Below are 24,725 nucleotides of genomic sequence, written 5' to 3'. Positions count from 1 at the left end.
CCATGGCCACGCTTGTCCTCGGCGCTGTCGGTTCCGCCATCGGCGGGGCCTTTGGTGGCGCGATCCTCGGCTTTTCCGGGGCCGCCATCGGTGGCTTCATCGGATCGACCATCGGGTCGGTCGTAGACAGCTGGATCGTGTCCTCGCTAGCCCCGGCGCAGAAGATCGAGGGCCAGCGCCTCGACAGCTTGCGGATCACCTCGGCCACGGAAGGCGCGATCATTCCCCGCCTCTACGGGCGCATGCGCATCGGCGGCAACATCATCTGGGCCACGGATTTCCGCGAGGAGACCAAGACCACCACCCAAGGCGGCGGCAAGGGTGGTGGCGGTGGGAGGGTCCAGACCACCGAATACCTCTACTATGCGTCCTTCGCGGTCGCCCTGTGCGAAGGCCCAATCACCGGCATCGGCCGTATCTGGGCCGACGGCAAGCCGCTCGACATGACCGGCATCACCTGGCGCTGGTATCCGGGGAACGAGACCCAGACGGCTGATCCTTTCATCGCGGCGAAAATGGGTGCAGCCAACACGCCCGCCTATCGGGGCACGGCATACGTGGTCTTCGAGGAACTGGCGCTCTCGACCTACGGCAACCGCCTGCCGCAGCTCAGCTTCGAGGTGTTCCGGCCCTTGGCCGACCCGGATACGGCCGAGGGGCTGGTCAAGGCCGTCACCATGATCCCGGCCTCGGGCGAGTTCACCTATGCGACGGAGGCTGTCCGGAAGACGGTGGGCGCCACGACCACGGTGTTCGGGCAGACCACCGGTGGCACGACCTCGGCCGAGAACCTGAACGCGCTTCCGGATGAAGCCGACATCGTCGTGGCGCTTGACCGGCTGCAGGCCATGGCTCCGGCCGTCGAAAGCGTCAGCCTCGTCGTCGCCTGGTTCGGCAATGACCTGCGTGCGGGCAATTGCACGATCAAGCCCGGCGTCGAGGTGGCGACCAAGGTGACCAGCCCCAAGGTCTGGACGGTCAACGGGGTTTCCCGCGCTGCAGCCCATCTCGTCAGCCGGGATGCCGAGGACCGGCCAGTCTATGGCGGGACACCTGCCGACTTCGCGGTGGTGCAGGCCATCCGCGAGATGAGGGCGCGCGGGCTGCGGGTGACGTTCTATCCCTTCCTCCTGATGGACGTCCCGCCCGGCAACACGCTGCCGAACCCCTACAGCGCGAATGCCGCCACGCCGGGCCAGCCCAGCTTCCCCTGGCGGGGCCGGATCACCTGTTCTCCGGCGGCAGGCTTTACCGGGACTGCCGACAAGACAGCTGCTGCGGCAACGCAGGTCTCCAGCTTCTTCGGCAGCGCCACCCCAGCGCAGTTCGCCGTTTCGGGCGACACTGTCAGCTGGACCGGCCCCTCCGGCGATTGGGGCCTGCGCCGGATGATCCTGCACTACGCGCATCTCTGCGCGGTGGCGGGCGGGGTCGATGCCTTCCTGATCGGGACCGAGATGCGGGGACTGTCGACGATCCGGTCCAGCGGCAGCGCCTATCCGGCCGTGACCGCCTTCAAGGCACTGGCCGCGGATGTGAAGGCGATCCTCGGGCCGGGCACAAAGGTGGGTTACGCTTCCGACTGGTCGGAGTATTTCGGGCACCAGCCCGGCGATGGCACGGGGGACGTGTTCTTCCACCTCGACCCGCTCTGGACGGATGCCAACATCGATTTCATCGGCATCGACAACTACATGCCGCTGTCGGATTGGCGCGACGGCTTCGACCACGCCGACGCCCTGCAAGGTTGGCCCGCGATCCATGACCGGGGATACCTGCAGGCGAACATCGCGGGTGGTGAAGGCTTCGACTGGTTCTACGCCTCTGCCGCCCACCGGTCGGCGCAAATCCGCACCCCCATCACCGACGGCAGCGCGGGCAAGCCATGGGTCTTCCGCTACAAGGATCTGCGGGCCTGGTGGTCGAACCCGCATTTCAACCGGCCGGGCGGGATCGAGAGCGGCACGCCGACCGCATGGGTGCCGCAGTCCAAGCCTATCTGGTTCACCGAGCTTGGATGCCCCGCCATCGACCGGGGGACGAACCAGCCCAATGTCTTCTTCGATCCGAAGTCGTCCGAAAGCTTCACGCCGTATTTCTCGCGCGGCTGGCGCGATGATGCCATCCAGCGCGCCTATCTGGAGGCCAGTTACCTGTGGTGGGGATCCCCGGCCAACAATCCGGTGTCCGCGATCTACGGCGGCCGGATGGTCCATGTCCCCGAATGCGCTGCCTGGACCTGGGACGCGCGCCCCTATCCTTTCTTCCCCGAACTGACCGGGGTCTGGACGGACGGCCCTAACTGGCGGCTCGGCCACTGGCTGACAGGGCGGCTGGGCGCGGTGTCGCTCGCCGCGCTGGTGCGGCATCTCTGCCTACGCGCCGGGCTTGCGGAGAATCTGATCGACGTCTTGGGTCTCTGGGGCGCGGTCGAGGGCTATGTGATCGGCGCGCTGGAAAGCCCCCGCGCGTCGATTTCCACCTTGGCAAGGCATTTCGGCTTCGATGCCATCGAGACGGAGGGCGTGATCCGCTTCGTCATGCGCGGGCGGGCATCCAGCCTCACCCTGACGGTGGATGATCTGGCGGCCAGCCGGGAAGGCGAGGCGCTGGAATTGGTCCGCGCGCAGGAGACCGAACTGCCCCAAGCGCTGAAGTGGCAGGTCGCCCGGGCGGACGAGGATTATGACGCGGCGCTGGTTGAAGCGCGGCGGATCACCGTCGACACGACGCGCATCGCCTCGGAAAGTTTCCCGATGGCCATCCCGCCCGAGGAGGCCGAACGCCGCTGCCGCCGTGCGCTGATGGAGGCGTGGATCGGCCGGGAAAGCGCCACCTTCCGCTTGCCGCCCTCGCGGCTCGCTCTCGATCCGGCCGACGTGATCCGGCTGGCACACGACGGCCGTGAGGTGGAATTCCGCCTCGTCTCGGTCGCCGATGCCGAAGCGCGCGGGATCGAGGCGGTGCGGCAGGACCGCGCCGCGTATGACATGCCGCCCGGCGATCCCCGCCCGGCTTCGCTTTCGAGCCCCGTCGTCTTCGGCATGCCCGAGGTGGTGATGCTGGACCTGCCGCAGATTTCGGAAGATCAGCCCGCGCATCGCCCCTTGATCGCCGCCCATGCCAGCCCCTGGCCGGGCGAGATCGCCGTCTTCCGCAGCGCCTCGACGGATGGGTTCGCGTTGCTGACCACATTCGGCAGTCGGGCGCGGATCGGCACACTAGCCTTCGACCTCTTTCCGGGCCCCACCTCACGCTTCGATCTCGGCAACGCGCTGGTGGTCGATCTGCTGTCCGGGACGCTGGAAAGCGTGACAGAAGTCACACTGTTCGGCGGGGCCAATGCGCTGGCGGTCGAGGCCGCCGCTGGCCAATGGGAGATCGTCCAGGCTGGTCAGGCTGAACTGATCGCGCCAGGCAGGTACCGCCTGACCCGTCTGCTGCGTGGCCAGCGCGGAACGGAACATGCCATGGGCAATCCGGCACCGGCCGGGGCTCGGGTCGTCGTGCTGGATGTTACGCTGGCCTCACTGTCCATCGCCGAGGCTGACCTCGGCCTGCCGTGGAACTGGCGGGTCGGCCCGACCGCACGTTCTGTCACGGATGACAGCTACGCCGCGCTGGGCTTCACCCCCACTGGCCGTGGGCTTGTCCCCTTCGCACCGGTGCATGTCGAACAGCCGTGGCGAACGGCCCGCAACACGGGCGATCTGACCATCCGCTGGACACGGCGGTCCCGCGCGCTGGTCGCCGATGCCTGGGAGCAGGTCGAGGTACCCTTGGCAGAGGACCTAGAAAGCTACGACGTCCAGATCCTCGACGGGGCTGCGATCAAGCGCACTCTGACCAGCAGCACGACCTCTGTCCTCTACACCGCCGCCCAGCAGACCGCCGACTGGGGCGCCCTGCTTGGCCCCGGCCAGACATTGGCGATCCGCATCTACCAGCTCTCGAACCGCCTCGGCCGCGGCACGCCCGCCACGGTCACTCTGCAATTCTGATCCCAATACGGGAACCCCCATGTCCGACACCACGACCCATCTGGGCCTGCCCTACCTTCTGGCCGCCCAAGCCCAGAAGCATGTCACCCACAACGAGGCGCTGCGTCTGCTCGATGCCATGGTGCAGCTCTCGGTCCTCGACCGCACGCGGACGGCCCCGCCCGCAAGCCCGGCAGACGGCAACCGACATCTCGTCGCTTCGGGCGCAACGGGCCTCTGGGCAGGATGGGACCTGAACATCGCCTTCTGGATCGACGGTGCGTGGATCCGACTTGTGCCGCGCACTGGCTGGATGGTCTGGGTCGCAGCAGAGGGGCTGTTCTTGGTCTGGACCGGCAGCGCCTGGGAGGTGGTGGGCGAGCCGCGCGACGTGTCGGACGCGGTGTTCAGCCTGGTGAACGATGCCGATCCGACGAAGAAGGCGACCTTTTCGCTCGCAGGCATCAGCGCCGGGACCACGCGCAGCTTCACCCTACCGAATACCTCGTCTGAACTGGCGATCCTCGCGGGCACCCAGACCTTTACTGGCAACAAGACCTTCTCTGGGACGCTCACGGCGTCTGGAACCGTCACTGTTTCGGCCACTAGCGCCTCGATCGGCACGGCGACGACGACGGCCACCTATGGGATGGGCACTGGTGCGACGACCACCGGCATCACCAAGACGGTGAACCTCGGCACGGGCGGGGCATCCGGGTCGACGACGGTCGTCAACATTGGCTCGGCCTCCGCCGGAGCGGGCGGATCGACCGTCATCAACACGCCGACCGTCACCTTCGCCAATGCCGTCACGCAGGTCGGCATGCCGCAGGCCAATCTGACCGCGCAACTCTTGGGCCTCGGCGGGGCGACGGCGGACAGCTACAACCGTCTGTCTGTGAACACACCGGCCGTTCTCCTGAACAACGCAGGCGCCGGGATCGAGGCGACGGTGAACAAGGCCGCAGCCGGGAATGACGCGGCCTTCGCCTTCAAGACCGGCTTCTCTGCCCGAGCGCTGATCGGCCTCTTGGGCAACGACGATTTCAGCTTCAAGGTCAGTCCGGATGGGTCGGCCTTCTACGACGCGATCCGTATCAACCGCACCAACGGCCAGGTGGAACTGCTGCAGCCGACGGTATTGCCGGGACTGGCCGCAGCGCCGACCCCGCCGCCCGCGGGGAAGGCCGCCGTCTATGCCCGCAGCCGGGCCGGGGCGCCCTGGATCGACGTGATGCGCCCCTCCGGGCGGGATTTCCCCCTGCAGCCGCATTTCGGGGTGAACCGGATCGCCAACTGGTCGCCCTCGGTCAGCACCACGATCACGACTGAGGGCCTGCCGATCACCTCGGTCGGGACCGTGTCGCACCCGACGCTGGCCGCGACGAACCTTGCTGCTTCCATGCGGCGCTGGCGTCTGACCTCGGCGGCGGTCGTGGACTCGGTGGCCGACCAGCGATCCGCAGGCTGGGCCTGCTGGCGCGGGAACGCGGCGGGCCTCGGTGGCTGGACCTTCGTCACGCGGATTTCGTTGACGACACTGCAGGCGACTGGGATGGGGTTCTTCGGCCTCTACGGCTCCACCGCCGCGCTGGCGACCAACCTGACGCTGGCCGCAGCCGTCAACTGCATCGGCATCGGCTTCCAGCGCGGGACGCACACCCGGTGGCAACTGGCCGCGAACGATGGCACCGGGGCGCCAACCCTGACCGACATGGGGGCGAGTTTCGCCATCGCGACTGGCGGGGTGCTGACGCTGTTTATCGCGGCACCGCCGAACGGAAGCTCTGTCTGGGCGCGCGTCGTCGACGAGGTTTCGGGTGCGGTCTTCGAGCAGGAGATCACCGCCGACCTGCCCGCCGCGACTCAGTTCCTGTCGCCGCGACTTTTCCTGAACACCGGCGCGACCGCCGCCGCTGTCGCCTACGACTGCGCCGGGGTCTACCTCGAAACCGATTTCTGACTGGCCGCAGCCAGCGGCAATGAAAGGACCACCATGAACGACCAGACCACTCTCGCCGGGGAGGTCGCGCGGGCCTTTCGGGACCACGGGATCACCGCCGCGCTGACCGCCCTGATTGGCGGCACCATGGCCCTTATCGCGGCGATCACCCGCAAGGCCTTCACCAACGAGGCCCTGCTGGATCGTCTCGACCGGGAGCTCATCGCCGACCGGGACCGGATCGACCGGCAGCGCAGCGAGGACCGCAAGGCCGACGGCGACCGCCTCGACCGAATCGAGACCGACATCCGCTCCATGCGCGACATGCTCTTCGATGCCTTCCAACGCGGCCGATCCGACTGACTGCCAGGCGACCACACCACCACGACCACATCCCCCGCCCCAGAGGCGGGTTTTTTCATCAAGAGGATCCACCATGCCCACCTTGACCTACCCCAACTGGCGCGATGTGCCAGCGACTGCCTGGCGCTGGCCGAACTTCTCGGCCGCCGAGATCGCCTGCCGCGGCACCGGCGCGATCAAGATCAACACGGAAGCCATGGACAAGCTGCAGGCCCTGCGCGACCGCCTCGGCAAGCCGCTGATCATCCGCTCCGCCTATCGCAGCCCGGAACACAATCGCGCCGTGGGCGGTGCCCCCGCGTCCAAGCACATGCAGGGCACAGCCTTTGACATCGCGATGGCGAACCACGATCCTTCGGCCTTCGAGGCAGCGGCGCGGGCGGTCGGGTTCCTGGGGTTCGGATACTATCCCCGCTCGGGCTTCATGCACATCGACCTTGGTCCTGCCCGCTCCTGGGGCGATCCTTTTGCGACGCGCGCGGTGCCCTTCGCCCCGGAACTGCCGCCCGCGCGCGAAATCCTGTCGGAAAGCCGCACGCTGCGCGGTGGCGGCGCGGCTGGCGCGGCCACCGTTGGCGCAGCCGGGGTGGAGGTGCTGCAGGACATCCTCGCTGAAACCCAATCCACCATCCAGCCGCTGGTGCCCTACCTCGACACCCTGCGTTGGGTGCTGATCGCCATCGCCCTGATCGGCATCGCCGTCACGATCCATGCGCGACTGGACGACTGGAAACGGGGCCAGCGGTGATCGGCTGGCTCCTCACCCATGGCCCGGCGCGCAAGGCGCTGGGCCTCATCCTCACCGGAGCAGCGATCCTGCTGTTCCTTCTGAACCTCCGCCGCGCAGGCGAACGCGCCGGGCGCGCGGCCGAACGGCTTGATGCCAGAGAGAGAAACGATGCCATCCACCGCCAGATGCTCGACGCTGCCGCCCGCCGCCCTCCTGATCGCGATGCTTTGGCTGACCGGCTGCGCGATGGACGGTTCTGATGCCCGCGCGCCATGTCCGCCCGTGGTGGACTACACAAGCGCCGAGCAGGCCCGCGCGGCCGACGAGGTCGAGGAGCTTTCGGAAGGCGCCGTCATAGCGCGGATGCTGAGCGACTATGCCGTACTGCGCGATCAAGCGCATGCGTGCCGGTGAAAGCCGGGCCGGGCGAAGCCTGCCACGAGGCAAGCGCCGGATGCCTCGACCGCAGCGCATTGCCCGGCCCGGTTCATGGATTCAGGCTGTCAACGAGAGGCAGGGATTCGCTGCGGGTTGATGATGGCAGATGCTGTCCTGCCTGTCCCGCGCAGCGATGGGCACAATTGTGCCCATGCCCGCCACGCCGACGAAGCCAAAGACAGCATTGGGGAGCGAAATGAGGGCTAGCGGTAAGACGGTGCGACCTCAGGAAGCTTTCCAAATCAGCCAGGCTGAACTATCCTGCTCCAAAAACGACGATCGGCTGGGGCAACGCAGTGTCAAACGCAAAGCAGATACTGGCGATGCTGAGGAGCAAGGCCGAGGGCGACGATGAGCAGTTCTACTCCATCGCACTTCAGGTCGCTGCCGGGGAGGCGCGCCAAGGTCATCGTGTGACGGCGGAGGAAATTCGCGCAGCAGTGGATGCAGCACGATCACAGCGCGGCACAAAAGCTTCAGTCCCGATCGCGTTTTCGCGACCCCGCGGCGACCTCGACAGCCTCCTTGACCTGAGGGAACCCAGAATTCGGCTTGCCGACGTCGTTCTGAGTTCACCAGTTCGTGCACATCTGAACGCGCTCATTCTGCAGCAACAGCGTAGAGACTGGCTTAGAGAACATGGAAAGACGCCCAGTCGGCGCATGTTATTTGCTGGACCTCCTGGCTCGGGGAAGACGATGACAGCAGAGGCGCTGGCGGGCGAGCTGAGATTGCCGCTCTTCGTCATCCGCTTGGAAAGCCTCATCACTCGCTTCATGGGAGAAACGGCGGCAAAGTTGCGGCTCGTGTTCGACGAGGCGCAGAAACGTCGCGGTGTCTACCTTTTCGATGAGTTTGATGCCGTTGGCAGCAACCGCATGGCGACAAATGACGTTGCCGAGATGCGCCGCGTGCTGAACAGTTTCCTGCAGTTCATGGAAGAGCCTTCTGTCACTGACAGTGTTCTTGTGGCAGCGACCAACCACCCGTCGCTTCTTGACCGCGCTCTACTCAGGCGCTTCGATGAAGTGCTCCGGTTCGAAATGCCCACTAACGAGGAAGTAAGGGCCATCATCAAGGCGCACCTCTCGCCCATGAAGTACCCCAAGCTCGCTTGGAAAACCATTGAGACCACAGCCAATGGTCTTAGCCAGGCCGAGATTGCTAACGCGGCCGAAGAGGCGGTCAAAGCGGCGATTCTTTCCGAGAGAAATAGCATTTCCACCACCGATCTCTTGCACGAACTTCAGAAGCGGCAGGACATGAAGACAGTGTTTATCGACGACAAGGGTTCCATTGGCTGATTACGAGCACCGACACATTGATTTAAGTGGTTTGGCCGGTGTTCGTGACTACAAGTCACCGGGCAGTACCCCGCGGCAGCGCACTTTGCAGCGAATTCGCGAAGAACATGGCCGGAGGGTCGTCGCAGAGCTCGACACTGCGTTCAACTTTGCAGATCGTGGCCGCGAAGCGTTGGATCTTCCGGACGGTGCATTGCCACCGGATGGCGTATACATCGAAGTTGAACTTGCACCGTCTGCGGGCCCAACAACGCTCGAGAAGAAGCGCGAAGGCACAAGACAGGGTGCAGTGACGATCTCGGAGAATGGAGCGAGGCGGATTGCGCTTTTCGTTCCAGATGATACCCGCGATGTGTTTGAGGCCGTTTTTCGCGACTACGCGTTCGCCGATGTCGAGCCAGGCGCCGAACCTCCGAAGAAGACTCGTGTCGAGCCGATCGAGCATATTCGGACTGCGCGTCTGCAATCCTTCTGGCGCGATGACCCAGCTGCTTTGCCTGAAGGGTCGCAGGCGGAGATCTGGTGGGCACTTTGGTGCTTCAAGGATCGGCTTGATCGCGTTGAAGACGTAGCGTTGAGACTTGGTCTGACATTGGGATCGGAAGATACACGGCTGCAGTTCCCGGAAGTAGTCGTTCTGCCGGTATTCGGTCGGCGCGCAGCAATCGAGCTGCTTCTGTTTTCAACTGGTGGTGTCGCGGAAATCAGGCGGGCCACAGACACACCCACGGTTTTCACCGATCAGCTCGCTGAGATGGTCAATGAGTTTGTCGATGACCTTGCCGAACGGACATCGTGGCCTGGTCGTGATGCCCCTGCAGTTTGCCTCCTCGACACTGGCGTCAATCGCGGCCATCCGTTGATCGAACCAGCTCTTGCGCCAGCTGACATGCATGCTGTCGCATCGGAATGGGGTGTAGATGATCACAGTGATATTGGGCACGGGTCGGGCATGGCAGGTCTTGCAATGCACGGAGATCTGACTGCCCGCCTCGGTGATGCATCGCGGCCCACGTTGAGGCATCGACTGGAGTCCGTAAAAATCCTCCCGCCTGACGGATTCGATCCGAATGATCCCTTCTCCTATGGCGCCATAACCACGTCAGCAGCATCGCTTCCGGAAATCTCCGCTCCGGATCGCGCACGGGTCTACTGCATGGCAATCACCAACGAGGATCGTTCCGGAGCGGAACCGACCGGCTGGAGTTCAGCCCTAGACCAGATCAGTTCCGGCACCGATGCAATCGACGAAGGTCCTGATCACATCCGCCGCCTGTTCGTTCAAGCGCTTGGGAACATCCGGGACAATTCGAGGGCGGAAGAGATCGCAGACGGCGATGCCTTCCCTGGCGAAGATCCAGCGCAGGCGTGGAACGCACTGACGGTAGGTGGCACTACCATCAAGTCGGAAATCGCGGAGAGAGGATACCGGGACTGGTCCGGCTGGGCGCGACCCGGAGAGCGCAGCCCCTACAGTCGAACAACAACACTTTGGCGGTCAAGCCAATCTCCCATTAAGCCTGAGATCGTCTTTGAAGCAGGCAACCGTGCTCTCAGTCGCTCTGGATCGGAGGCGGTCTCCGGTCTCCCATCTCTTTCGTTGCTTACGACGTCGAAATCTGCTGGTGCCAACTCAGTCACGCCGTTCTGGGCGACAAGCGCAGCCACAGCACAGGCCGGTCGGATGGCTGCCTGCATCATGGCGGAGCATCCCGATTACTGGCCTGAAACAGTACGTGCTTTGATGGTCCATAGTGCGCGCTGGACCCCCCATATGCTTGGTGAGTTCAATGGCTCCGCGTCGAAGAGTGACCGAAAAAACCTAGCAAGAAAGTATGGCTACGGCGTGCCGGATTTGAAGCGCGCCTTGGCGTCGGCATCGAATGACCTCGCCCTCGTCGCCCAGAGGTACATTCAGCCTTTCAGGATCGAAGATGGGAGTGTTCGGTTCAGTGACTCCCATGTCTATCGCCTGCCGTGGCCACGAGATGTTCTTGAAGGGCTCGGCGATCAAAGCGTGCGCCTGAAAGTCACTCTGTCGTACTTCATCGAGCCTAACCCAAGCTTTGCCAGCGCGATCGACCCTGCTCGATATCAGTCGTTTGGCCTGCGCTTTGATTTGAAGCGCGCCAGGGAAACCGATGGGAACTTCCTTCGGCGCGTCAACAAGGATGATCGGGATGAGGACGATCCGCGCCCGGTGAATGAAGACAACGATGGCTGGTTCTTTGGACCGAAATCTATCTCCGCGGGATCAATCCACAGCGACACCTGGGAAGGCAGTGCGGTCGAGCTCGTCGAACGGGACCTAATCTACGTCTATCCGATAGCAGGTTGGTGGCGAGAGCGCCGCGCACTTGGTAGGGTGGCAAACAAAACTCGGTATTCTTTGGTGGTCGGGATCGAAACGCCTGAGCTCGACATCGATCTTTTCACGCCTGTTTCGATCCAAGCCGCCGCGCTAGTGACAGCAGGTACAAGCATCGAGGTCTAGCACTCGGTGGCTAGCCGCCGCGGCTGCCACTCGCAATGCCTGCCGCAGCCCGCGGCTGCACGCTTATCCGTGCTGGTGCGGTTTTTCTGGTGTCGTGTTGATGTGGCGTTGATGTAGACTGCAAACGACAAAAGCCGAGCGTTATGCTCGTCTTTGAAGTCTTTGATATCGTTGAAAGTTTTGGTTGCGGGGGCAGGATTTGAACCTGCGGCCTTCAGGTTATGAGCCGAAATTTCAATGATTCCAATAGCTAAAGAAAATCAGCGCCTTAGCTGATAAGCCTTTGATTCCACGGATTTTCAGTCCTTACACTGGCTGACATTGGCCTGCATTCGCCGTCACGGTCCATCGAAAAATGACGTACGCTCGTTGACATGGCGTTGACATGGAACTTCGCCTCCCGAGCAAAAAGGATGATCGTCACGCGGTCGAACCCGGCCTAAAGCGAACGATCCCTCCAGACCGCTCCCGCGCGGCTAGACACCAAAAGAGAACCAGTCCCTGTTCTACCGAGCGATACCTACACGCCAAGGTTCTCGATCGGCAAGCCCCGCTTCTCGGCGCTCGCCCGCACGGCTGAGCGAAGTGCCTCGCTCCCTTCTAGCAATCGCCGGAAGCGGACTTCATCGAGCACAAGCAGTGTCGTATGGCTGATTGCCGTGATCTGGGTTCGCCGGACTTGTCGGCTCAAGAGCGACAACTGCCCGAACATGTCGCCGCGGCCCAGTTTGCTCCTCTGCCCTGCTGTTTCGACCTCGACGGCTCCGGAGGCGATGAAGCAGACTTCGCGGGGCACGTCGCCCTTTCGCATCAGCACCTCGCCGGGTTGGACATAGCGCGCCTTAAGCGACTTCGCGAGCCGGGTCCTGGCGGCATCGTCCATGTCGGCAAACAGGGGGAATTGACGTACTAGCTCTGTCTTCTGCACCGCAAGATCCAGTGCCGGGCGCGATTCGGCGCGCTTGCGCTGCTCGGCCAGTTCCTTCTTGAGCGTGGTCAGAAGCTCCCGGCCGATCAGCCCGTCCTGATAGAGAATGTCGTATTCCCGTTCTTCCAACCGAAGAGAGGTGCGACGGATAAACCGGCGTTCGATCTCCTCCGCATAGCCCGGATACTGCAGCCGCAGCCCATCGAGCGCCAATTGCGTTTCATCCTCGCGCCGTTTCAGCAGCTCGTGCAGAAGATCTGCCACCCGGCGACCATGGATTCGGCGGATCTTTCCGTCGATATACCCGTGCAGGTCGCGCAGGATCACCCGCTGGTTCAGCAGTATCTCGAACCTGTCCGCAGTCATGCGGCCCAGCAGGCCGGAGAGACCCAGCCGGTTGTGCAGGAAGATTGCGAAGCGATACCAGCGCCCTTGCACCAGGCTGAGGCGCCCCGCCGTGCGGTACTCGTCACGCCCCCCCGCCCGCGTTCGTTCGATCAACCGGTCGGCGTCCGACAGCATCTGCTCAGCCAGGCGGGCCGAGATTTGTTGTTCGCGGAACGCCTCGAGGATCATGTCCCGCTCGCGTCCGGCCAGCGCGACGAGGCCAAGTGTGATGCGGTCGCGATCGGGGATCTCGTCGGCGCCTTCGGCCTTTGCCATGGCGCTGTCCAGCCGTTCTGCAAAGCGCTTGGCTTCAGAGCGGACGATCTCCCGCGTCAGCTCATGGCGTTGCGCGGTACTCGCGACCTCCTCACGCACATTCCCCAGCGCAACAGCAATGACCTGGTTCGACAGTGCCCGGTCCAGCCGAGACAACTTGTCGAGCCCGAGAAACGCGATAATCCAGCGCAGGGTCGTCCCCTGAACGAGAAGTGTGTAGAGCGTGAAGCCGGTGGCGAGGATGCCGACCTCGCGCTTGATATCGATCGGCACGCGGAGGTTTTCGGTCACGGCCAGCGCGAGGGCGAGCGTGACGGCCCCGCGCAACCCACCCCAAAGGATGGCCACGCGATAGGGGCGATCCACGCGAGGCGATAGCCGCGCCGCCGTCAGCAGCGGCAGGACGACGTACAGCATGAACAATCGTGCCGCCGTCGCAGCCGCGATCACCACGCCGATCAGCGCAAGGTCACGTAGCTGGACGTCTCCAAGCAGACGGGGCACCAGAAATGCCGCCAGAAGGAAGATCAGCGCCCCGGCCCAATGAGCAAGAACATCCCAGACCTCGCGCAGGTTGGTCCAGCTGCCGGGCGAAAGGCGGCCGGGGCCGAGGAAGTTCAAGGTCATCCCGGCCATGACCACAGCGATCACGCCCGAGACGCCCAGGATCTGGTCGGCCACCAGATACGTGACATAAGGCAGGGCCACGCTGAGCGAGACCTGCGCCAGGGGATAGCGGCTCATCAGCGCGAAGAGTGCGATGCAGATTCGCGCGAAGATCCAGCCGATGCCGATCCCGCCGAAGACCAGCGTGGGAAAGCCGACCAGCGCATCCCGCAAGGTCGGGTTCGGCACCCCCAGCATGACGAAGGTCAGGAAGAAGCCGAAGAGCGCGATCGCGGCTGCGTCGTTCAGCAGGCTCTCGCCCTCGACGATCCGCGTCAGCCTTTGGGGGGCGGCGATGTTGCGGAAGATACTGACCACCGCCGAGGGATCGGTCGTGGCGACGATCGCCCCCAGCATCAGGCAGGCCATCAGCGGCAGTGTCGTGAAAGGGGTCAGCGCAAAGCCGATGGCGAAGGTGGCCACCACCACGGCCAGCACCGCCATGACGAGGATTGGCACCCAGTCGTCGGCCATCCGGCGCAGGTTCAGCCCAAGCGAGACCTGGAACAGGAGCGTCGGCAGCAGGACGTAAAGGAAGACGCTGGCGCGGATGTTGATCTCGAACATCTCGACGGCCAGCGGCAGGCCGAGGATGTCGCGGCCGTGATCGACCAGGAAGACGGCCCCGAGGCCGATCAGGGTGCCGATTATGGCCAGTACCACCGTGTAAGGCAGCCGGGTACGGTCGGCCAGGGGCTCGCTCAGGGAAATGACGATGAACAGCGCGGCAACGATGCCGACGAGCGAGATGACATCCATGACAGGACCAATGACCGCATGTGCGGCCTTGCGGGAAACGAGGTGGGGAAGCCCCGCCCCGAATGCGTTCTTTTGGCGTGCAGGTCAATCCTTTCCTGCGTGATCCCCGCCTTCCAACGCCTTGATCTGTCGCATCAATCCTACCGCTTCCTCGACGTCGATCTGACAGGCGATCCCAGCACCGCGTTCCGCCTCGAATCGACCGACGCTAGAGATGCGCGCCAGCACTTCCGCCGCCACGCTCTCATCCACCAGCCAGAACGCCAGATTGCGGTGCGACGCGACCTCAAGTCCGAGGAACTTGCGTTCCGGCTCCAGCCCTTCGCCGCGCGCCGAGGTGATGACGGTGGAACCCGTCGCCCCCGCGGCGCGCGCCGCCTTGAGCACCTCGTCGAGGTGATCGTCGGGCAGGAAGGCTACGATCAGTTTGAACTTCATGATTTCCCCCTTTCGTTATCACGGGCGCCAGGTGCCCTGCGTCGCATGCGTTCGGTCACGATCGCCGCGGACAGCACGGAGATCCCCGAACAGATCATGGCCAGGACGATCATTCCGAACCCGTCGGCCAGCCCGCTGCGCCCGGGCAGGGTATCGGCCACCGCCACGCCATAGGCCGCGATGATCGGCACCGTGACGACCGAGGTCGCAACCGCGCCGCTGTCGAGCGCCAGCGGCACAAGCGCGCGGGGCGCGAAAGCCGCGAGCAGCGCCAGCAGGACGACCGCAGGAACCAGAACCATCGCAAGTGGAAGCCCCCAGACCAGCCGCAGCCCAGCCAGCCCAAGCCCCAGCCCGAAACCAAGGGCAACCGCGATGCGCAGCACCATCGGCCGGACCGTGCCGCCGGTCAGGTCGCGCACCCGGTCCGCCGTGGCCGCCAGTGTCGGTTCGATCAGGGCGGCGGTCGCGCCGATGGCGACGGCAAAGCCCGTGACCGCCAGCACCTGCGGCCAGTGCGGATCGGCGACCAGCGCTGCCGCGAGGCCGCGCGCCAGATCGCCCGCCAGCGGCAGGAGCGCCCCGTCAAGCCCGATCCGGAACAGCGTCAACCCCACCGCCAGATGCAGCCCGCCGATCAGGACCCGGCGCATCAGCGCCCGGTCGCGGGTCAAAAACCGCGCCGAGAACAGGCCGAGGATCAGCACGATGGGCGCCAGGTCAAGGACTGTTCGGGTCGCTTCGCGCAGGATCATGTCCAGCATCTCAGCCCACCGGAACCAGAAGGAAGGCGGCGGCGAGGAACAGCAACATCGGTGTCAGACTGGCCATGACCACCATGCCGAAGCCATCGACCAGCGCGTTGCGGCTGCGCAGGACCGAGGCCAGTCCGATCCCGAGCGCCAGCATCAGCGGGATGTTGATGGCCGAGGTTGCGGCTGTTCCCAAATCCAGCGCCACGGCAACGAAGGGGGCATCGGTGAGCGCTGCGATCAGGGCGATCACGCCATAGCCCGGCAGCACCAGCCAGATCAGCGGCCAACCCTTGAGGATGCGCCAGACCCCCAGCATCAGTGCCAGCCCCAGCCCGAACGCCACGCCATAGCGTATCTGCACGGTAAGGGCGGCCAGTTGCGCCTCGTTTGCCGGGAAATCGGGATCGGCAACCATGGCACTCGCCGCCTGCGCGGCAACGGCTGCCAATGCCGGCTCGGCCACAGTGCTGCCGAAGCCCAGGGCAAAGGCGAACCCCATCAGCCAGGCCGGATGTCCGCGCCTCGCCATGGCATCGGCCAGCGCCTCGCCGATGGGAAAGAGGCTCATCTCCAGCCCGCGTACCAGCAGCGTGAGGCCGATCAGGATCGCGACCAACCCCGCCAGCAGGCCCACGGGGTCGTCCGGCCAGACCCCCAGCACCAGCCCCTGAAACAGCGCGATCGTCACTAGGATCGGCGCCATGTCACGCAGGGTTGCGAGCAGGGCCAGAGCAAGGGGTTGCAATGCGTGCATGCTTCCGGGCGCTTTCGGGTTTTCTCGATATTGTTTCAGTGCAATACTGCCACGAACTCCTTCACTTGACCAGAAGCCCGCACGCCCATGCTGAAATCGATCCTCGTCGCCTCCGACCTTTCGTCCCGCTCGAAACCCGCCGTCCAGCGCGCGGTGCAGCTTGCCGAGGGTTCCGGTGCGGCGCTGTGCGTTCTGCATGTGGTCGAGGACGACCTGCTCGAAGACCGGATGCGCCATGAGATCCGGAGTGCCGAGGATTACCTGACGGATCAGGTCGCGGGCTTCGGCAAGCCGCCCGCGTGCGATGTCGCGGTGGCCATGGGCCACGCCTTCCACGTCATCGGGGAATGAGGCACGCGCGCGCGAGGCGGATCTTATCGTCATGGGCGCGCATCGGAGGCAGTTCCTGCGCGATGTCTTCGTGGGTACGACGATCGAGCGTGTCACCCGCACGGCGGGGCGACCGGTCCTGATGGCCAATTCGAATACCGGCGAGCGCTGGGGAAAGGTGTTCATCGCAACGGACATGTCCGAAACCTCGGGCCATGCGGCTCGCAAGGCGCACGCGCTTGGCCTGCTGGACAGTGCAGATGTCACCTTCGTGCACGGCTATGCGCCGATCACGCGGCAGATGATGACCCATGCCGGCATCCCCGCCGAGAGGGTTCATCAAGAAGCCGAGCGCGAGTTCCAGTCCACGCGCCGCGAGCTTGGCCAGTTCATTCAGGACCTCGACCTTGCCGATCTGAACTACAGCGCCCGCATTATCGAGGGCGTCGGCGCCGATGCCATCGCCGGTCTGGTGGAGCAGGCGAAACCCCATCTTCTAGTGATCGGCACGCGCGGGTTGTCCGGGGTCAAGCGCCTTTTCCTCGGCAGCGTGGCGCAGGAGCTGATGGGCAGCGTCGAGATCGACGTGCTCGCAGTTCCGCCGGGGGCATGATCTGCGCCATCACACATATCCCAAACTGCACCGCACCACTGCGCGAGGTCTAGTCGATGTCCCCCCTCACTATGGTGCTGGCCCTGCTGGGCGCGGCGGTGGTCATGTTCGCGCTCAACCGCCCGCGCATGGATGTGGTGGCGGTGATCATGATGGTCGCGCTGCCAATGACAGGCGTCATCAGCATGTCCGAGGCGTTGGTGGGCCTGTCGGACCCGAACATCGTGCTGATCGCGGCCCTGTTCGTGATCGGGGAGGCGCTTGTGCGCACCGGCGTTGCACAGCGCCTCGGCGACTGGCTGACGGCGCGTGCCGGTGCCAGCGAGGCGAAGCTGATCTTCCTCCTGATGGTGATCGTGGCGGGTGTGGGCTCGTTCATGTCTTCGACCGGGGTCGTCGCGATCTTCATCCCCATCGTGCTGCGCATCGCCCGCAACGCCCGCATTCCGGCAGGTCGTTTGATGATGCCGCTTTCTATGGCCGCGCTGATCAGCGGGATGATGACGCTGGTCGCCACCGCGCCCAACCTGGTCGTCCATTCCGAACTGATGCGGCAGGGGCACGAGGGCTTCGGTTTCTTCGCCTTCACCCCCTTTGGCGTCCCGATCCTGGTGCTGGCGATCTTCTACATGCTGGTCGCGCGCCGCTTCCTCGCCCCGGGCCCGGCGCCCAAGTTGCCTGAGCGCGCTGCGCTGACGGGCTGGGTTGCGGATTACGGCCTTGCCGGCCGCGAGCACCGGCTGCAACTGCGCGCGGGGTCCGACCTTGCCGGCAAGCGGCTGGATACCCTGGACCTGCGCGCCAGCGCGGGCATCAACATCGTCGCCATCGAGCGCGGCAGCCGGTTTCGCCGCAAGCTGATCCATCCCCGCGCCGAGACGGTGTTGGAAGCTGGCGACATCCTGCTGATCGACCGGCGCGCGAACGGCGCATCAGGCTACGATCTCGAAGCCTTCGCACAGGCGCACGATCTGATCGCGCTGCCAGTCTCCGGCCAGTGGTTCACCGACACGGCGCAGGAAATCGGAATGGCGCAGATCATTGTGCCGCCGACCTCGCGCCTGATCGGCAAGACGGTCACGCAGGCCCGGTTCCGCAGCGCCCATGACCTCTCGGTGATCGGCATGAAGCACGGCACGAAACCCGTGCCCGACAGCGTGATCGACGAGCCGCTGCGCCCCGGCGACACGCTGCTGACCGTCGGCCCGTGGCGCGCGATCCGCAAACTGGCCGACGAGCGGCGCGATCTCGTGCTGCTCGATCTGCCCGCCGAGTCCGACGAGGCCGTGCCCGCACGCCACCGCGCGCCGCTGGCCGTGGGCGTGCTCGCGCTGGTGGTGGTGCTGATGGTTTGGGGGATCGTGCCGAATGTGCAGGCGGCGCTGTTCGGGTGCCTGCTGCTGGGCCTGTTCCGCTGCATCGACATGGCGGGCGCGTATCGCTCGATCCACTGGCAGAGCCTGATCCTGATCGTCGGCATGCTGCCGTTTTCGCTGGCGCTGCAACGCACCGGCGGGGTCGAGATCGCCGCACAAGCGCTGCTCGACGCGCTGGACGGTGCCTCGCCCCGGCTGGTGCTGGCGGCGATCTTCGCGGTCACCGGGCTGCTCGGGCTGTTCATCTCCAACACGGCCACGGCTGTCCTGATGGCCCCGGTGGCGCTGGCCGTCGCCAGCGCCCTCGACGCCTCGCCCTATCCCTTCGCGATGACCGTCGCGCTGGCGGCATCGGCTGCCTTCATGACGCCCGTCTCCTCACCAGTGAACACGCTCGTGGTGGGGCCGGGCAACTACCGGTTCGCAGATTTTCTGCAGATCGGCGTGCCTTTTGCGGTGATCTGCATGGCGGCGAGTGTGGCTCTTGTGCCGCTCGTGCTTCCTTTCTGATCAGAGCTTCGCATACGCGCCACGCTCTTCCCTCAAGGAAGCACCTTAATGGATATGTTCTGAAAACCCACCACCATCTCCCTCAGCGCGACAGGCTCGACCACTTCAACCGCGTCACCCCACTTGTAAAGATGCCAGGCCATCTCGACGAGGCCGCTGGCCTCGAAGGTGACGATCAGCCCGCCATCGTCGTGCTCGACGATCTCCTGGTTGGGGTGGAACTCGAACTCGCGGGCGGCCGCTGCGGCCGCCGGGCTGAAGCGCCAGACGACCCGGGAGACCTCTGCGTCCGCGTGAAACGACCCGAAGGATTGCGCCGCGTAGGCTTCCAAGTCGAAATCCTTGTCCTTCTCGAACCACTCGATGGTGATCTCGGCCCCGGCGATGCGGTCCAGACGGAAGCGGCGCAGGCACTCATCCTTGGCGATGTCGCGCGCGATCAGGTAGTGGCGCGTCCCGAGAAGGAGACCGTAGGGTTCGACTGTGCGCTGGCACGGCTCGGCGTCCTGCGCACCCTGATACCAGACGACAAGCCGGAAGGGCCCCTTCAGCGCCGCGGCGATGACGCTCATCACGGTGGCCGAGGTCTTCACCTTGGGACCAGGGCGGCAGGCATAGCCCTTCGCCTCGAGGATCGTCTCGGCATCGACCTCGGCGCGTCGCGCGTGGGACGAGGGAAGCGTTGCCATCAAGCGGTCGCGTAGGGCTTGTAGCGCCTCCGCGTCCATAAGCGCGCCCTCGCGCTCCGCCCGCCTGATGCTCATCTCGAGCGCCACCAGCTCACGGTCGTATATGCCCTGCATGCCGATCATGGCCGTGTCGTGCAGCTTCCACCATCGGCGCCGTTCGCTGTCGGTCTGGTGGGAGATGCTCGGGAAGACCTCCTTCAGGGCATAGATCATGCGCTGGGCAGTGCGCTCGTTGACGCTGAATTCCTCGGCAACCTCCTTCACGCTGATTCCGCCATGGCGCGATGCCGACAGGCGCGCCAGCTTCAACAAATCCTGTGCCTTCCGAAACGACATGCGGCCCCCTATCCCCGACAGTTTATGACGTAATGCTCAGGGTATACTACATCTGAGGGCGATTCGCCTTAAGGTTGCTGATTGATTGAAGAATTTGACAGGCGCTTCTGCGGCGTCCTGGTCGAGGCATGCCTTCATCAATCTCGTGCCTGCAGGTTTCCACCCTCGCGTCAGCGCTTCGGGCGGCGCCCCACCGGCTCCTGGTGGCAAGCCGCACCCACTCAGAACGAGAACTGGAGTCAGTATGGCACTACCACCGAGAGCATTCTTCACCCTTCACGAAACCGCGTCGCGTTGGGGCTGCACCATCGCCGACATCGCGGGCTGGGCCGCCGTGGGCAAGCTGGACATTGTCACCGGCATTCCCCTGGCGATCTGCGGAACCGACAAGGTGTCCGGCAAGGTCTTCGTCTCGCCCATGGACATGTTGCCCCTCTTCCGGCGCAGCGGCACCGGGCCCACCTCCATCAAGCTGCTGCGCGTAAAGCCCGATCCGGGGGCCGACTGGATTTATGTCACCGAGCCGGCCGACGGGGTCGACGTGTCGATCGCCGATCTGCTGATCAGCGGCCAGGACGTGCTGCGGTTCGAGGACGAATACGATCTGCTGCGCCGCATCGGCGGCGGCACGGGCGCACTCTCCCCCTATGACTGGGAGGGGATGTATGTGGCCATGATCAAGCGCATTCACGAACACGGCCTGCCTGCGACGCAGGCGGAGCTGATCGGAGAGCTGCAGGAGTGGTTCGGCAATGTCGCCGAGAGCGGCGACGTTCCCGACGAGAGCACCATCCGCCGTCGGCTGCGCCCGTTCTGGCGCGCCTTGCGTGGCGAGAACTGAGCGCGCGGGTCGCCTCAGGCGGGCCTGGACTTCGCATCGGCATCATGAACGATCTTCGGGCGTGGCCGGAGCATCCCGGCCACGGCATCGACCCCGGCGCGCAGGGGCGAGTCCATCAGATGCGCGTAGCGCAGGGTCGTCTGCATCTGGCTGTGTCCGAGCAGTTTCCCGATCATCTCGAGCGAGGCCCCGCCGCTGACCAGCAGCGACGCGAAGGTGTGGCGCAGATCATGGATGCGCACATCGGGCAGGTTCGCCTCCCGCTGCACCTTGATCCAGAAGCGGCGGATTTCCTTGACGGGCTGGCCCGGCACATCGCCGGGGAAGAGCCATGGGTTGCCCTTGCGCACCACGAGCGCCCGCTGCCGAACGATGGCCGCGACATCGGCCGAGATCGGAACCCGGTGGGTCTTGCGCTGCTTGGTGGTCGCCGCTGGTTTCGACCAGATCCCGAGTTCGAGGTTGAACTGCTCGAACCGCGCCTGGCGGACCTCTCCTACGCGGGCGCCGGTCAGCATGCAGATCCGGATGATGCCGGCGGCACGCTGGTCCTCAGCCGCGTCCAGCACGTCGGCCAGCCTGCGGATTTCCTCGTGTGAGAGGAAGCGCTCGCGCGCGGTCTCGACGCGCTTCTTGAACCCCGAGGCAGGATTGTCAGCGCGCCATCCCCACTGGATGGCGAGGTTGAACATCTTGCGCAGTACCTCGCCGATCCGGTTTGCGCGGACGGGCGTTGGTTTCTTCCCCTTCAGCTTGCGCGCGCGGTTGTTGGGCTTCGCCTTCGACGGACGCGCCCTTCCCTGCGCGATGATGTTCAGAAGCTTCGTCACGTCCTGCGGGGTGATCTCGGTCACCAGCTTGTTGCCCCAATGCGGGGCGACCAGCTTGGTCAGAAACGAGCGATGGTCGGACGCACTCAACGGGGCCAGCGTCGACGCATGTTCGGCCAGATAGCGATCGATCATGTCCTTGAACCGAGGCGCCTCACGCAGCGCGCCGCGTTCGCCCAGCGGGTCGGTACCTTCATCGATCTGGCGGCGCAACTCGCGCGCCCGCTCGCGGGCCGCCGTCACGCTCCATTCCGGCCAGCGTCCGATCACCATGCGGCGCTGCCGCCCCGCGAAGCGATAGTCCAGCACAAAGGACCGCTCCCCCGAGCGCATGACACGGATGGAGAGCCCGCGGATCTCGGTGTCGAAGACCTGGTAGTCCCGATCCTCTTCCGGGATCTGTTCCCGAACGGTTTTGTCGTTCAATCGCAATCTCTTGACCATGCGCACGCCTCCTTCTGCGCATGACACAGGCGTAGATGCGCAGGCTTATCAAGCGAAGCATGCGCCGAGGGGTGGCGCACAGGCGGTGACCGGCAGTGATGCGCCGGATCGCTGCCGGTCGTTGAATTCATTAGAGAAACTGGCCGTTCACGCAGGTCGCCAAGGGCGAATCTGCCGTGAATTCGTTCGGCGGGATCGTCATGAGGCCGGTACCAAGGTCCGCTGCCAGCGTAGAACCCGTCTGGAATCCTCACAGAATCTGTAAATTCCATTTGAAATCAATGACCGGCAAGGGTTTCGACCCTTTGCCGGTTGGCTCAATGCGCACGGATGCCCGCCAGTATCGGTAAAACACAGCGAAAGCCTGTAAATCGGCTGCTCTAACTGCCCCCGGATTGCCACGCGGCACCGCAAGCGCCCTTCTCGCACTGTCGGCTGCAAACGCCTGCGCGACCCCATTTCCTCGAAAACTCCAGCGATATCAATGACCGGCAAGCATCTATCGCATCACCGCCGGTCTCCGCCTTCCCGCCACCCTTCCGGCTCTGCGCTTCTGAAGTCCTGAACTCTGCCCATGCCGGGCGATGACCAGGAGAGACCGGATGACAGAACTTGGAACCTCCCCCAGATCCAGCGCGCCACGTCTGATGAGCGGGTGGATCAGCCGCCTCGACCTCGCCCTTGAGCTCGGGGTCACCGTCGAAACCCTGCATCGCTGGGAGAAGCTGCGCTTCGGGCCACCCTGCGTGCGGGCAGGGCGGAAGATCTACTACCGCCGCGACGCGGTGCAGGACTGGCTCATGCAGCAGGAAGCGCCCGCTCCCCGGCGCGCGGGGGCGCGGCGATGACCATCCCCCTGCCCTTCCGCAAGCGCGCCCAGCGCGACGAGGTGCGCCAGGACTGGATCGACGAGCGGCTGCGCGAGGCCCGTATCGTCGTCGCCGACGTCGTGAACCACTCCGACCATCTGATCCGACTCGCCTGCAATGTGCTGGTCCAGCATGGCGAGACCCCGGCCGAGCGCGAGGACGCGCGGATCCTGCTCGTGGTCCTTGATGCCCGATCGCCCGGGCGCGCTGGGCGCCACCGGCCGGATCCCGAGGTGCGCCGATGAAGCGCCGAGGCACACCCGAGGCCGATCTGCAGCGCGCAGTGGTGCAGGCCCTGCGCTTTGCCCTGCCCCGATCAGCGATCATTCACCATTGCGCCAACGAGGTCACCGAGGCCGGCCCGCGCGGCGCCAAGCGCCAGGCGATCTTGGTCGGCATGGGCGTCCATCCCGGCTTCGCCGATCTGATGGTTTTCTGCGACGGGCGCGTGCTGTTCCTCGAGCTGAAATCCCTCAAGGGGCGGCTAAGCCCAACGCAGGAGGCGTTTCGCGATGCCGTGCTGGCGCAGGGCCATGGCTGGGCGCTGGTTCGCTCGCTCGACGACGCGTTGGGCGCGCTGGCGGACCATGGGTTCACCACGCGTGTCGCGGCTCCGGTGCGGAGGCCCGCGCCATGAGCCACGAGGCCACCAACTGGGCCATCAAGCAGCGCGGGCTGAAGCCGACCACCAAGATCGTGCTCTGGCATCTGTGTGATCGTTTCAATCCGGACTATGGCTGCTTTCCCTCGCAGGATCGGCTGGCCGAGGATTGCGAAATCAGCCGCTCGACGCTGAACGAACACCTTGGCCAGCTCGAGGCGGCCGGGCTCCTGCGCCGTGTTCCGCGCCTGCATCCTGTCACCAAGCGGCAGATGCCGACCCGCTACATTCTGGGCTTCGAGCCGGGCTTCACACCGCATGTGCCAGACCCGTGTCCGGAAACCGGACATGGAGAGGCAGACGACGGAGAAACCTGCGCAGAACCAGCGCCTTTCGAGGACGATGCGCCTGTCGAGCTCAGACCGTGTCCGGAAACTGGACACGGGTGTTGCGCCCGTCCCGTGTCCGATTCTGACCCCGACCCGTGTCCGGAAAATGCCGAAAGCCGTGTCCGGAATCCGGACACTAACCCTGTAAGGGAACCTCTAAGTAAACCAGTAAAGGAGGAGGAGGGCGCGCAGGCGCGCGAGGCCATCTCCGAGGAATTCTTCGGGGAGCTGCTCCGAGCGCTGGGCCTCGATCCGACTGCCCTGCCCGGCTGGTGGCAGGGCTGGCCGCCGCGCGAGCATGTCCGCCGCTGGCGCGACGACCTGGGTCTCGACGTGGACGCGATCCTCGCGGTCGCCGAGGCGTCACGGCGCGATCATCCCGAACCGCCGGACGGGCCGAAAGCCCTTGATCGTGCCATACAGCGCGCTGCCCAGCGCCTGAAGCAGACCGGCGCAGCGATTCCGCAGAAGGGTCCGGGAACCGGCAACGGCGAGACCCGGCGCCGCAAGCGCGACGAGGGCCCCCGGCCCAGCGACGATGAGCTCGCGGCCTTCTACGCGGATCTTGTGAACTCCGACCGGTTCCTGCCGCCCAGTACGATCAGCAACACCATGCGCGACGCGATGCTGACCCGGGGACTGGTCACGCCCGAGCGATTGCGCGAACGGGGGGTGCGGTGAAT

Annotated in this window: 22 protein-coding genes; 16 read left to right on the top strand and 6 right to left on the bottom strand. The window is 65.0% G+C overall.

Translation table 11 applies throughout. The features are described from left to right. The first annotated feature begins 2 nt into the window (after positions 1 to 2). From G3572_RS18515 to G3572_RS18480, 8 genes are all read left to right on the top strand, one after another. Positions 3 to 4,001 carry a baseplate multidomain protein megatron gene (locus G3572_RS18515; protein ID WP_164614667.1) on the top strand — a complete coding sequence of 1,333 codons (3,999 nt, stop codon included), beginning with the start codon at positions 3 to 5 and terminating at the stop codon, positions 3,999 to 4,001. Between the two features lie 19 nt (positions 4,002 to 4,020). Beyond that, entirely contained in the window at positions 4,021 to 5,943 is a 1,923-nt protein-coding gene (locus G3572_RS18510; protein ID WP_164614665.1) for a DUF2793 domain-containing protein, read from the top strand. Positions 5,944 to 5,976: 33 nt separating this feature from the next. Next, positions 5,977 to 6,285, top strand: a complete 309-nt coding sequence (locus tag G3572_RS18505; RefSeq protein WP_043132951.1) for a hypothetical protein — start codon at positions 5,977 to 5,979, stop codon at positions 6,283 to 6,285. Positions 6,286 to 6,358: 73 nt separating this feature from the next. Then, a complete protein-coding gene (locus G3572_RS18500) occupies positions 6,359 to 7,033 on the top strand; it encodes a YcbK family protein (protein ID WP_164614663.1) in 675 nt (224 codons plus the stop codon). After that, on the top strand, positions 7,030 to 7,275 hold the full coding sequence (locus G3572_RS18495) for a hypothetical protein (protein WP_435530991.1): 246 nt from the start codon (positions 7,030 to 7,032) through the stop codon (positions 7,273 to 7,275). Before G3572_RS18500 ends, G3572_RS18495 begins: the two co-directional genes overlap by 4 nt. Further along, positions 7,262 to 7,429 (top strand): hypothetical protein, encoded by a 168-nt coding sequence (locus G3572_RS18490; protein ID WP_240335631.1) that lies wholly within the window; start codon positions 7,262 to 7,264, stop codon positions 7,427 to 7,429. The genes G3572_RS18495 and G3572_RS18490 overlap by 14 nt, the downstream gene beginning before the upstream one ends. A gap of 347 nt (positions 7,430 to 7,776) precedes the next feature. Then, positions 7,777 to 8,757 carry an AAA family ATPase gene (locus G3572_RS18485; protein ID WP_205518797.1) on the top strand — a complete coding sequence of 327 codons (981 nt, stop codon included), beginning with the start codon at positions 7,777 to 7,779 and terminating at the stop codon, positions 8,755 to 8,757. Then, positions 8,750 to 11,251, top strand: a complete 2,502-nt coding sequence (locus G3572_RS18480) for a S8 family peptidase (RefSeq protein WP_164614657.1) — start codon at positions 8,750 to 8,752, stop codon at positions 11,249 to 11,251. Before G3572_RS18485 ends, G3572_RS18480 begins: the two co-directional genes overlap by 8 nt. Positions 11,252 to 11,771: 520 nt before the next feature. Here G3572_RS18480 and G3572_RS18475 read toward each other — a convergent pair. The 4 genes from G3572_RS18475 to G3572_RS18460 form a co-directional block, all read right to left on the bottom strand. Beyond that, positions 11,772 to 14,267, bottom strand: a complete 2,496-nt coding sequence (locus G3572_RS18475; protein WP_164614655.1) for a cation:proton antiporter — start codon at positions 14,265 to 14,267, stop codon at positions 11,772 to 11,774. Between the two features lie 84 nt (positions 14,268 to 14,351). Then, positions 14,352 to 14,705, bottom strand: a complete 354-nt coding sequence (locus G3572_RS18470) for a P-II family nitrogen regulator (RefSeq protein ID WP_164614654.1) — start codon at positions 14,703 to 14,705, stop codon at positions 14,352 to 14,354. Further along, complete coding sequence (locus tag G3572_RS18465) at positions 14,702 to 15,469, bottom strand: DUF1538 family protein (protein ID WP_164614652.1); 768 nt, start codon at positions 15,467 to 15,469, stop codon at positions 14,702 to 14,704. The genes G3572_RS18470 and G3572_RS18465 overlap by 4 nt, the downstream gene beginning before the upstream one ends. A gap of 1 nt (position 15,470) precedes the next feature. After that, positions 15,471 to 16,214, bottom strand: coding sequence for a DUF1538 domain-containing protein (locus G3572_RS18460; RefSeq protein WP_164614650.1), 744 nt, complete (start codon positions 16,212 to 16,214; stop codon positions 15,471 to 15,473). Positions 16,215 to 16,301: 87 nt separating this feature from the next. Here G3572_RS18460 and G3572_RS18455 point away from each other — a divergent pair, with 87 nt between their 5' ends. The 3 genes from G3572_RS18455 to G3572_RS18445 are packed head-to-tail and all read left to right on the top strand — an operon-like array spanning position 16,302 to position 19,043. Further along, on the top strand, positions 16,302 to 16,565 hold the full coding sequence (locus G3572_RS18455) for a universal stress protein (protein ID WP_205518796.1): 264 nt from the start codon (positions 16,302 to 16,304) through the stop codon (positions 16,563 to 16,565). A gap of 31 nt (positions 16,566 to 16,596) precedes the next feature. Further along, a complete protein-coding gene (locus G3572_RS18450; protein WP_164614711.1) occupies positions 16,597 to 17,157 on the top strand; it encodes a universal stress protein in 561 nt (186 codons plus the stop codon). Positions 17,158 to 17,213: 56 nt separating this feature from the next. After that, positions 17,214 to 19,043, top strand: a complete 1,830-nt coding sequence (locus G3572_RS18445; protein ID WP_164614648.1) for an SLC13 family permease — start codon at positions 17,214 to 17,216, stop codon at positions 19,041 to 19,043. Between the two features lie 32 nt (positions 19,044 to 19,075). Here the strand turns inward: G3572_RS18445 and G3572_RS18440 are convergent, their stop codons facing one another. After that, entirely contained in the window at positions 19,076 to 20,068 is a 993-nt protein-coding gene (locus G3572_RS18440; RefSeq protein WP_164614646.1) for a helix-turn-helix transcriptional regulator, read from the bottom strand. Between the two features lie 244 nt (positions 20,069 to 20,312). On the opposite strand from G3572_RS18440, the gene G3572_RS18435 reads away from it, so the two are divergent. Continuing rightward, positions 20,313 to 20,909: a hypothetical protein gene (locus G3572_RS18435; protein ID WP_164614644.1), complete on the top strand. Its 597-nt coding sequence runs from the start codon at positions 20,313 to 20,315 to the stop codon at positions 20,907 to 20,909. 14 nt (positions 20,910 to 20,923) lie between these two features. On the opposite strand, the gene G3572_RS18430 is transcribed toward G3572_RS18435, so the two are convergent. Further along, positions 20,924 to 22,183 carry a tyrosine-type recombinase/integrase gene (locus G3572_RS18430; RefSeq protein ID WP_164614709.1) on the bottom strand — a complete coding sequence of 420 codons (1,260 nt, stop codon included), beginning with the start codon at positions 22,181 to 22,183 and terminating at the stop codon, positions 20,924 to 20,926. 602 nt (positions 22,184 to 22,785) lie between these two features. Between G3572_RS18430 and G3572_RS18425 the strand changes: the two genes are divergently transcribed. Genes G3572_RS18425 through G3572_RS18410 form a run of 4 tightly spaced genes read left to right on the top strand, consistent with a single transcriptional unit; the run spans position 22,786 to position 24,723 of the window. Beyond that, positions 22,786 to 23,031 (top strand): MerR family transcriptional regulator, encoded by a 246-nt coding sequence (locus G3572_RS18425; protein WP_164614641.1) that lies wholly within the window; start codon positions 22,786 to 22,788, stop codon positions 23,029 to 23,031. After that, positions 23,028 to 23,297 carry a hypothetical protein gene (locus G3572_RS18420; protein WP_164614639.1) on the top strand — a complete coding sequence of 90 codons (270 nt, stop codon included), beginning with the start codon at positions 23,028 to 23,030 and terminating at the stop codon, positions 23,295 to 23,297. Before G3572_RS18425 ends, G3572_RS18420 begins: the two co-directional genes overlap by 4 nt. Continuing rightward, complete coding sequence (locus tag G3572_RS18415) at positions 23,294 to 23,689, top strand: VRR-NUC domain-containing protein (RefSeq protein WP_164614637.1); 396 nt, start codon at positions 23,294 to 23,296, stop codon at positions 23,687 to 23,689. The genes G3572_RS18420 and G3572_RS18415 overlap by 4 nt, the downstream gene beginning before the upstream one ends. Beyond that, positions 23,686 to 24,723 carry a helix-turn-helix domain-containing protein gene (locus G3572_RS18410; protein ID WP_164614635.1) on the top strand — a complete coding sequence of 346 codons (1,038 nt, stop codon included), beginning with the start codon at positions 23,686 to 23,688 and terminating at the stop codon, positions 24,721 to 24,723. The genes G3572_RS18415 and G3572_RS18410 overlap by 4 nt, the downstream gene beginning before the upstream one ends. The last annotated feature ends 2 nt before the right edge of the window (positions 24,724 to 24,725 follow it).

Source organism: Pseudotabrizicola algicola, assembly GCF_010915705.1.
GTDB classification, from domain to species: domain Bacteria; phylum Pseudomonadota; class Alphaproteobacteria; order Rhodobacterales; family Rhodobacteraceae; genus Pseudotabrizicola; species Pseudotabrizicola algicola.
This window is presented reverse-complemented; position numbering and strand designations above follow the sequence as displayed.

What these genes read in the sequence shown, in the direction of transcription:
- G3572_RS18515 (WP_164614667.1), top strand. Translation starts at nt 3, where the DNA reads ATGGCCACGCTTGTCCTCGGCGCTGTCGGTTCCGCCATCGGCGGGGCC.
- G3572_RS18510 (WP_164614665.1), top strand. Translation starts at nt 4,021, where the DNA reads ATGTCCGACACCACGACCCATCTGGGCCTGCCCTACCTTCTGGCCGCC.
- G3572_RS18505 (WP_043132951.1), top strand. Translation starts at nt 5,977, where the DNA reads ATGAACGACCAGACCACTCTCGCCGGGGAGGTCGCGCGGGCCTTTCGG.
- G3572_RS18500 (WP_164614663.1), top strand. Translation starts at nt 6,359, where the DNA reads ATGCCCACCTTGACCTACCCCAACTGGCGCGATGTGCCAGCGACTGCC.
- G3572_RS18490 (WP_240335631.1), top strand. Translation starts at nt 7,262, where the DNA reads ATGGACGGTTCTGATGCCCGCGCGCCATGTCCGCCCGTGGTGGACTAC.
- G3572_RS18485 (WP_205518797.1), top strand. Translation starts at nt 7,777, where the DNA reads ATGCTGAGGAGCAAGGCCGAGGGCGACGATGAGCAGTTCTACTCCATC.
- G3572_RS18475 (WP_164614655.1), bottom strand. Translation starts at nt 14,267, where the DNA reads ATGGATGTCATCTCGCTCGTCGGCATCGTTGCCGCGCTGTTCATCGTC.
- G3572_RS18470 (WP_164614654.1), bottom strand. Translation starts at nt 14,705, where the DNA reads ATGAAGTTCAAACTGATCGTAGCCTTCCTGCCCGACGATCACCTCGAC.
- G3572_RS18465 (WP_164614652.1), bottom strand. Translation starts at nt 15,469, where the DNA reads ATGCTGGACATGATCCTGCGCGAAGCGACCCGAACAGTCCTTGACCTG.
- G3572_RS18460 (WP_164614650.1), bottom strand. Translation starts at nt 16,214, where the DNA reads ATGCACGCATTGCAACCCCTTGCTCTGGCCCTGCTCGCAACCCTGCGT.
- G3572_RS18455 (WP_205518796.1), top strand. Translation starts at nt 16,302, where the DNA reads ATGCTGAAATCGATCCTCGTCGCCTCCGACCTTTCGTCCCGCTCGAAA.
- G3572_RS18450 (WP_164614711.1), top strand. Translation starts at nt 16,597, where the DNA reads ATGGGCGCGCATCGGAGGCAGTTCCTGCGCGATGTCTTCGTGGGTACG.
- G3572_RS18445 (WP_164614648.1), top strand. Translation starts at nt 17,214, where the DNA reads ATGTCCCCCCTCACTATGGTGCTGGCCCTGCTGGGCGCGGCGGTGGTC.
- G3572_RS18440 (WP_164614646.1), bottom strand. Translation starts at nt 20,068, where the DNA reads ATGTCGTTTCGGAAGGCACAGGATTTGTTGAAGCTGGCGCGCCTGTCG.
- G3572_RS18435 (WP_164614644.1), top strand. Translation starts at nt 20,313, where the DNA reads ATGGCACTACCACCGAGAGCATTCTTCACCCTTCACGAAACCGCGTCG.
- G3572_RS18430 (WP_164614709.1), bottom strand. Translation starts at nt 22,183, where the DNA reads ATGGTCAAGAGATTGCGATTGAACGACAAAACCGTTCGGGAACAGATC.
- G3572_RS18425 (WP_164614641.1), top strand. Translation starts at nt 22,786, where the DNA reads ATGACAGAACTTGGAACCTCCCCCAGATCCAGCGCGCCACGTCTGATG.
- G3572_RS18420 (WP_164614639.1), top strand. Translation starts at nt 23,028, where the DNA reads ATGACCATCCCCCTGCCCTTCCGCAAGCGCGCCCAGCGCGACGAGGTG.
- G3572_RS18415 (WP_164614637.1), top strand. Translation starts at nt 23,294, where the DNA reads ATGAAGCGCCGAGGCACACCCGAGGCCGATCTGCAGCGCGCAGTGGTG.
- G3572_RS18410 (WP_164614635.1), top strand. Translation starts at nt 23,686, where the DNA reads ATGAGCCACGAGGCCACCAACTGGGCCATCAAGCAGCGCGGGCTGAAG.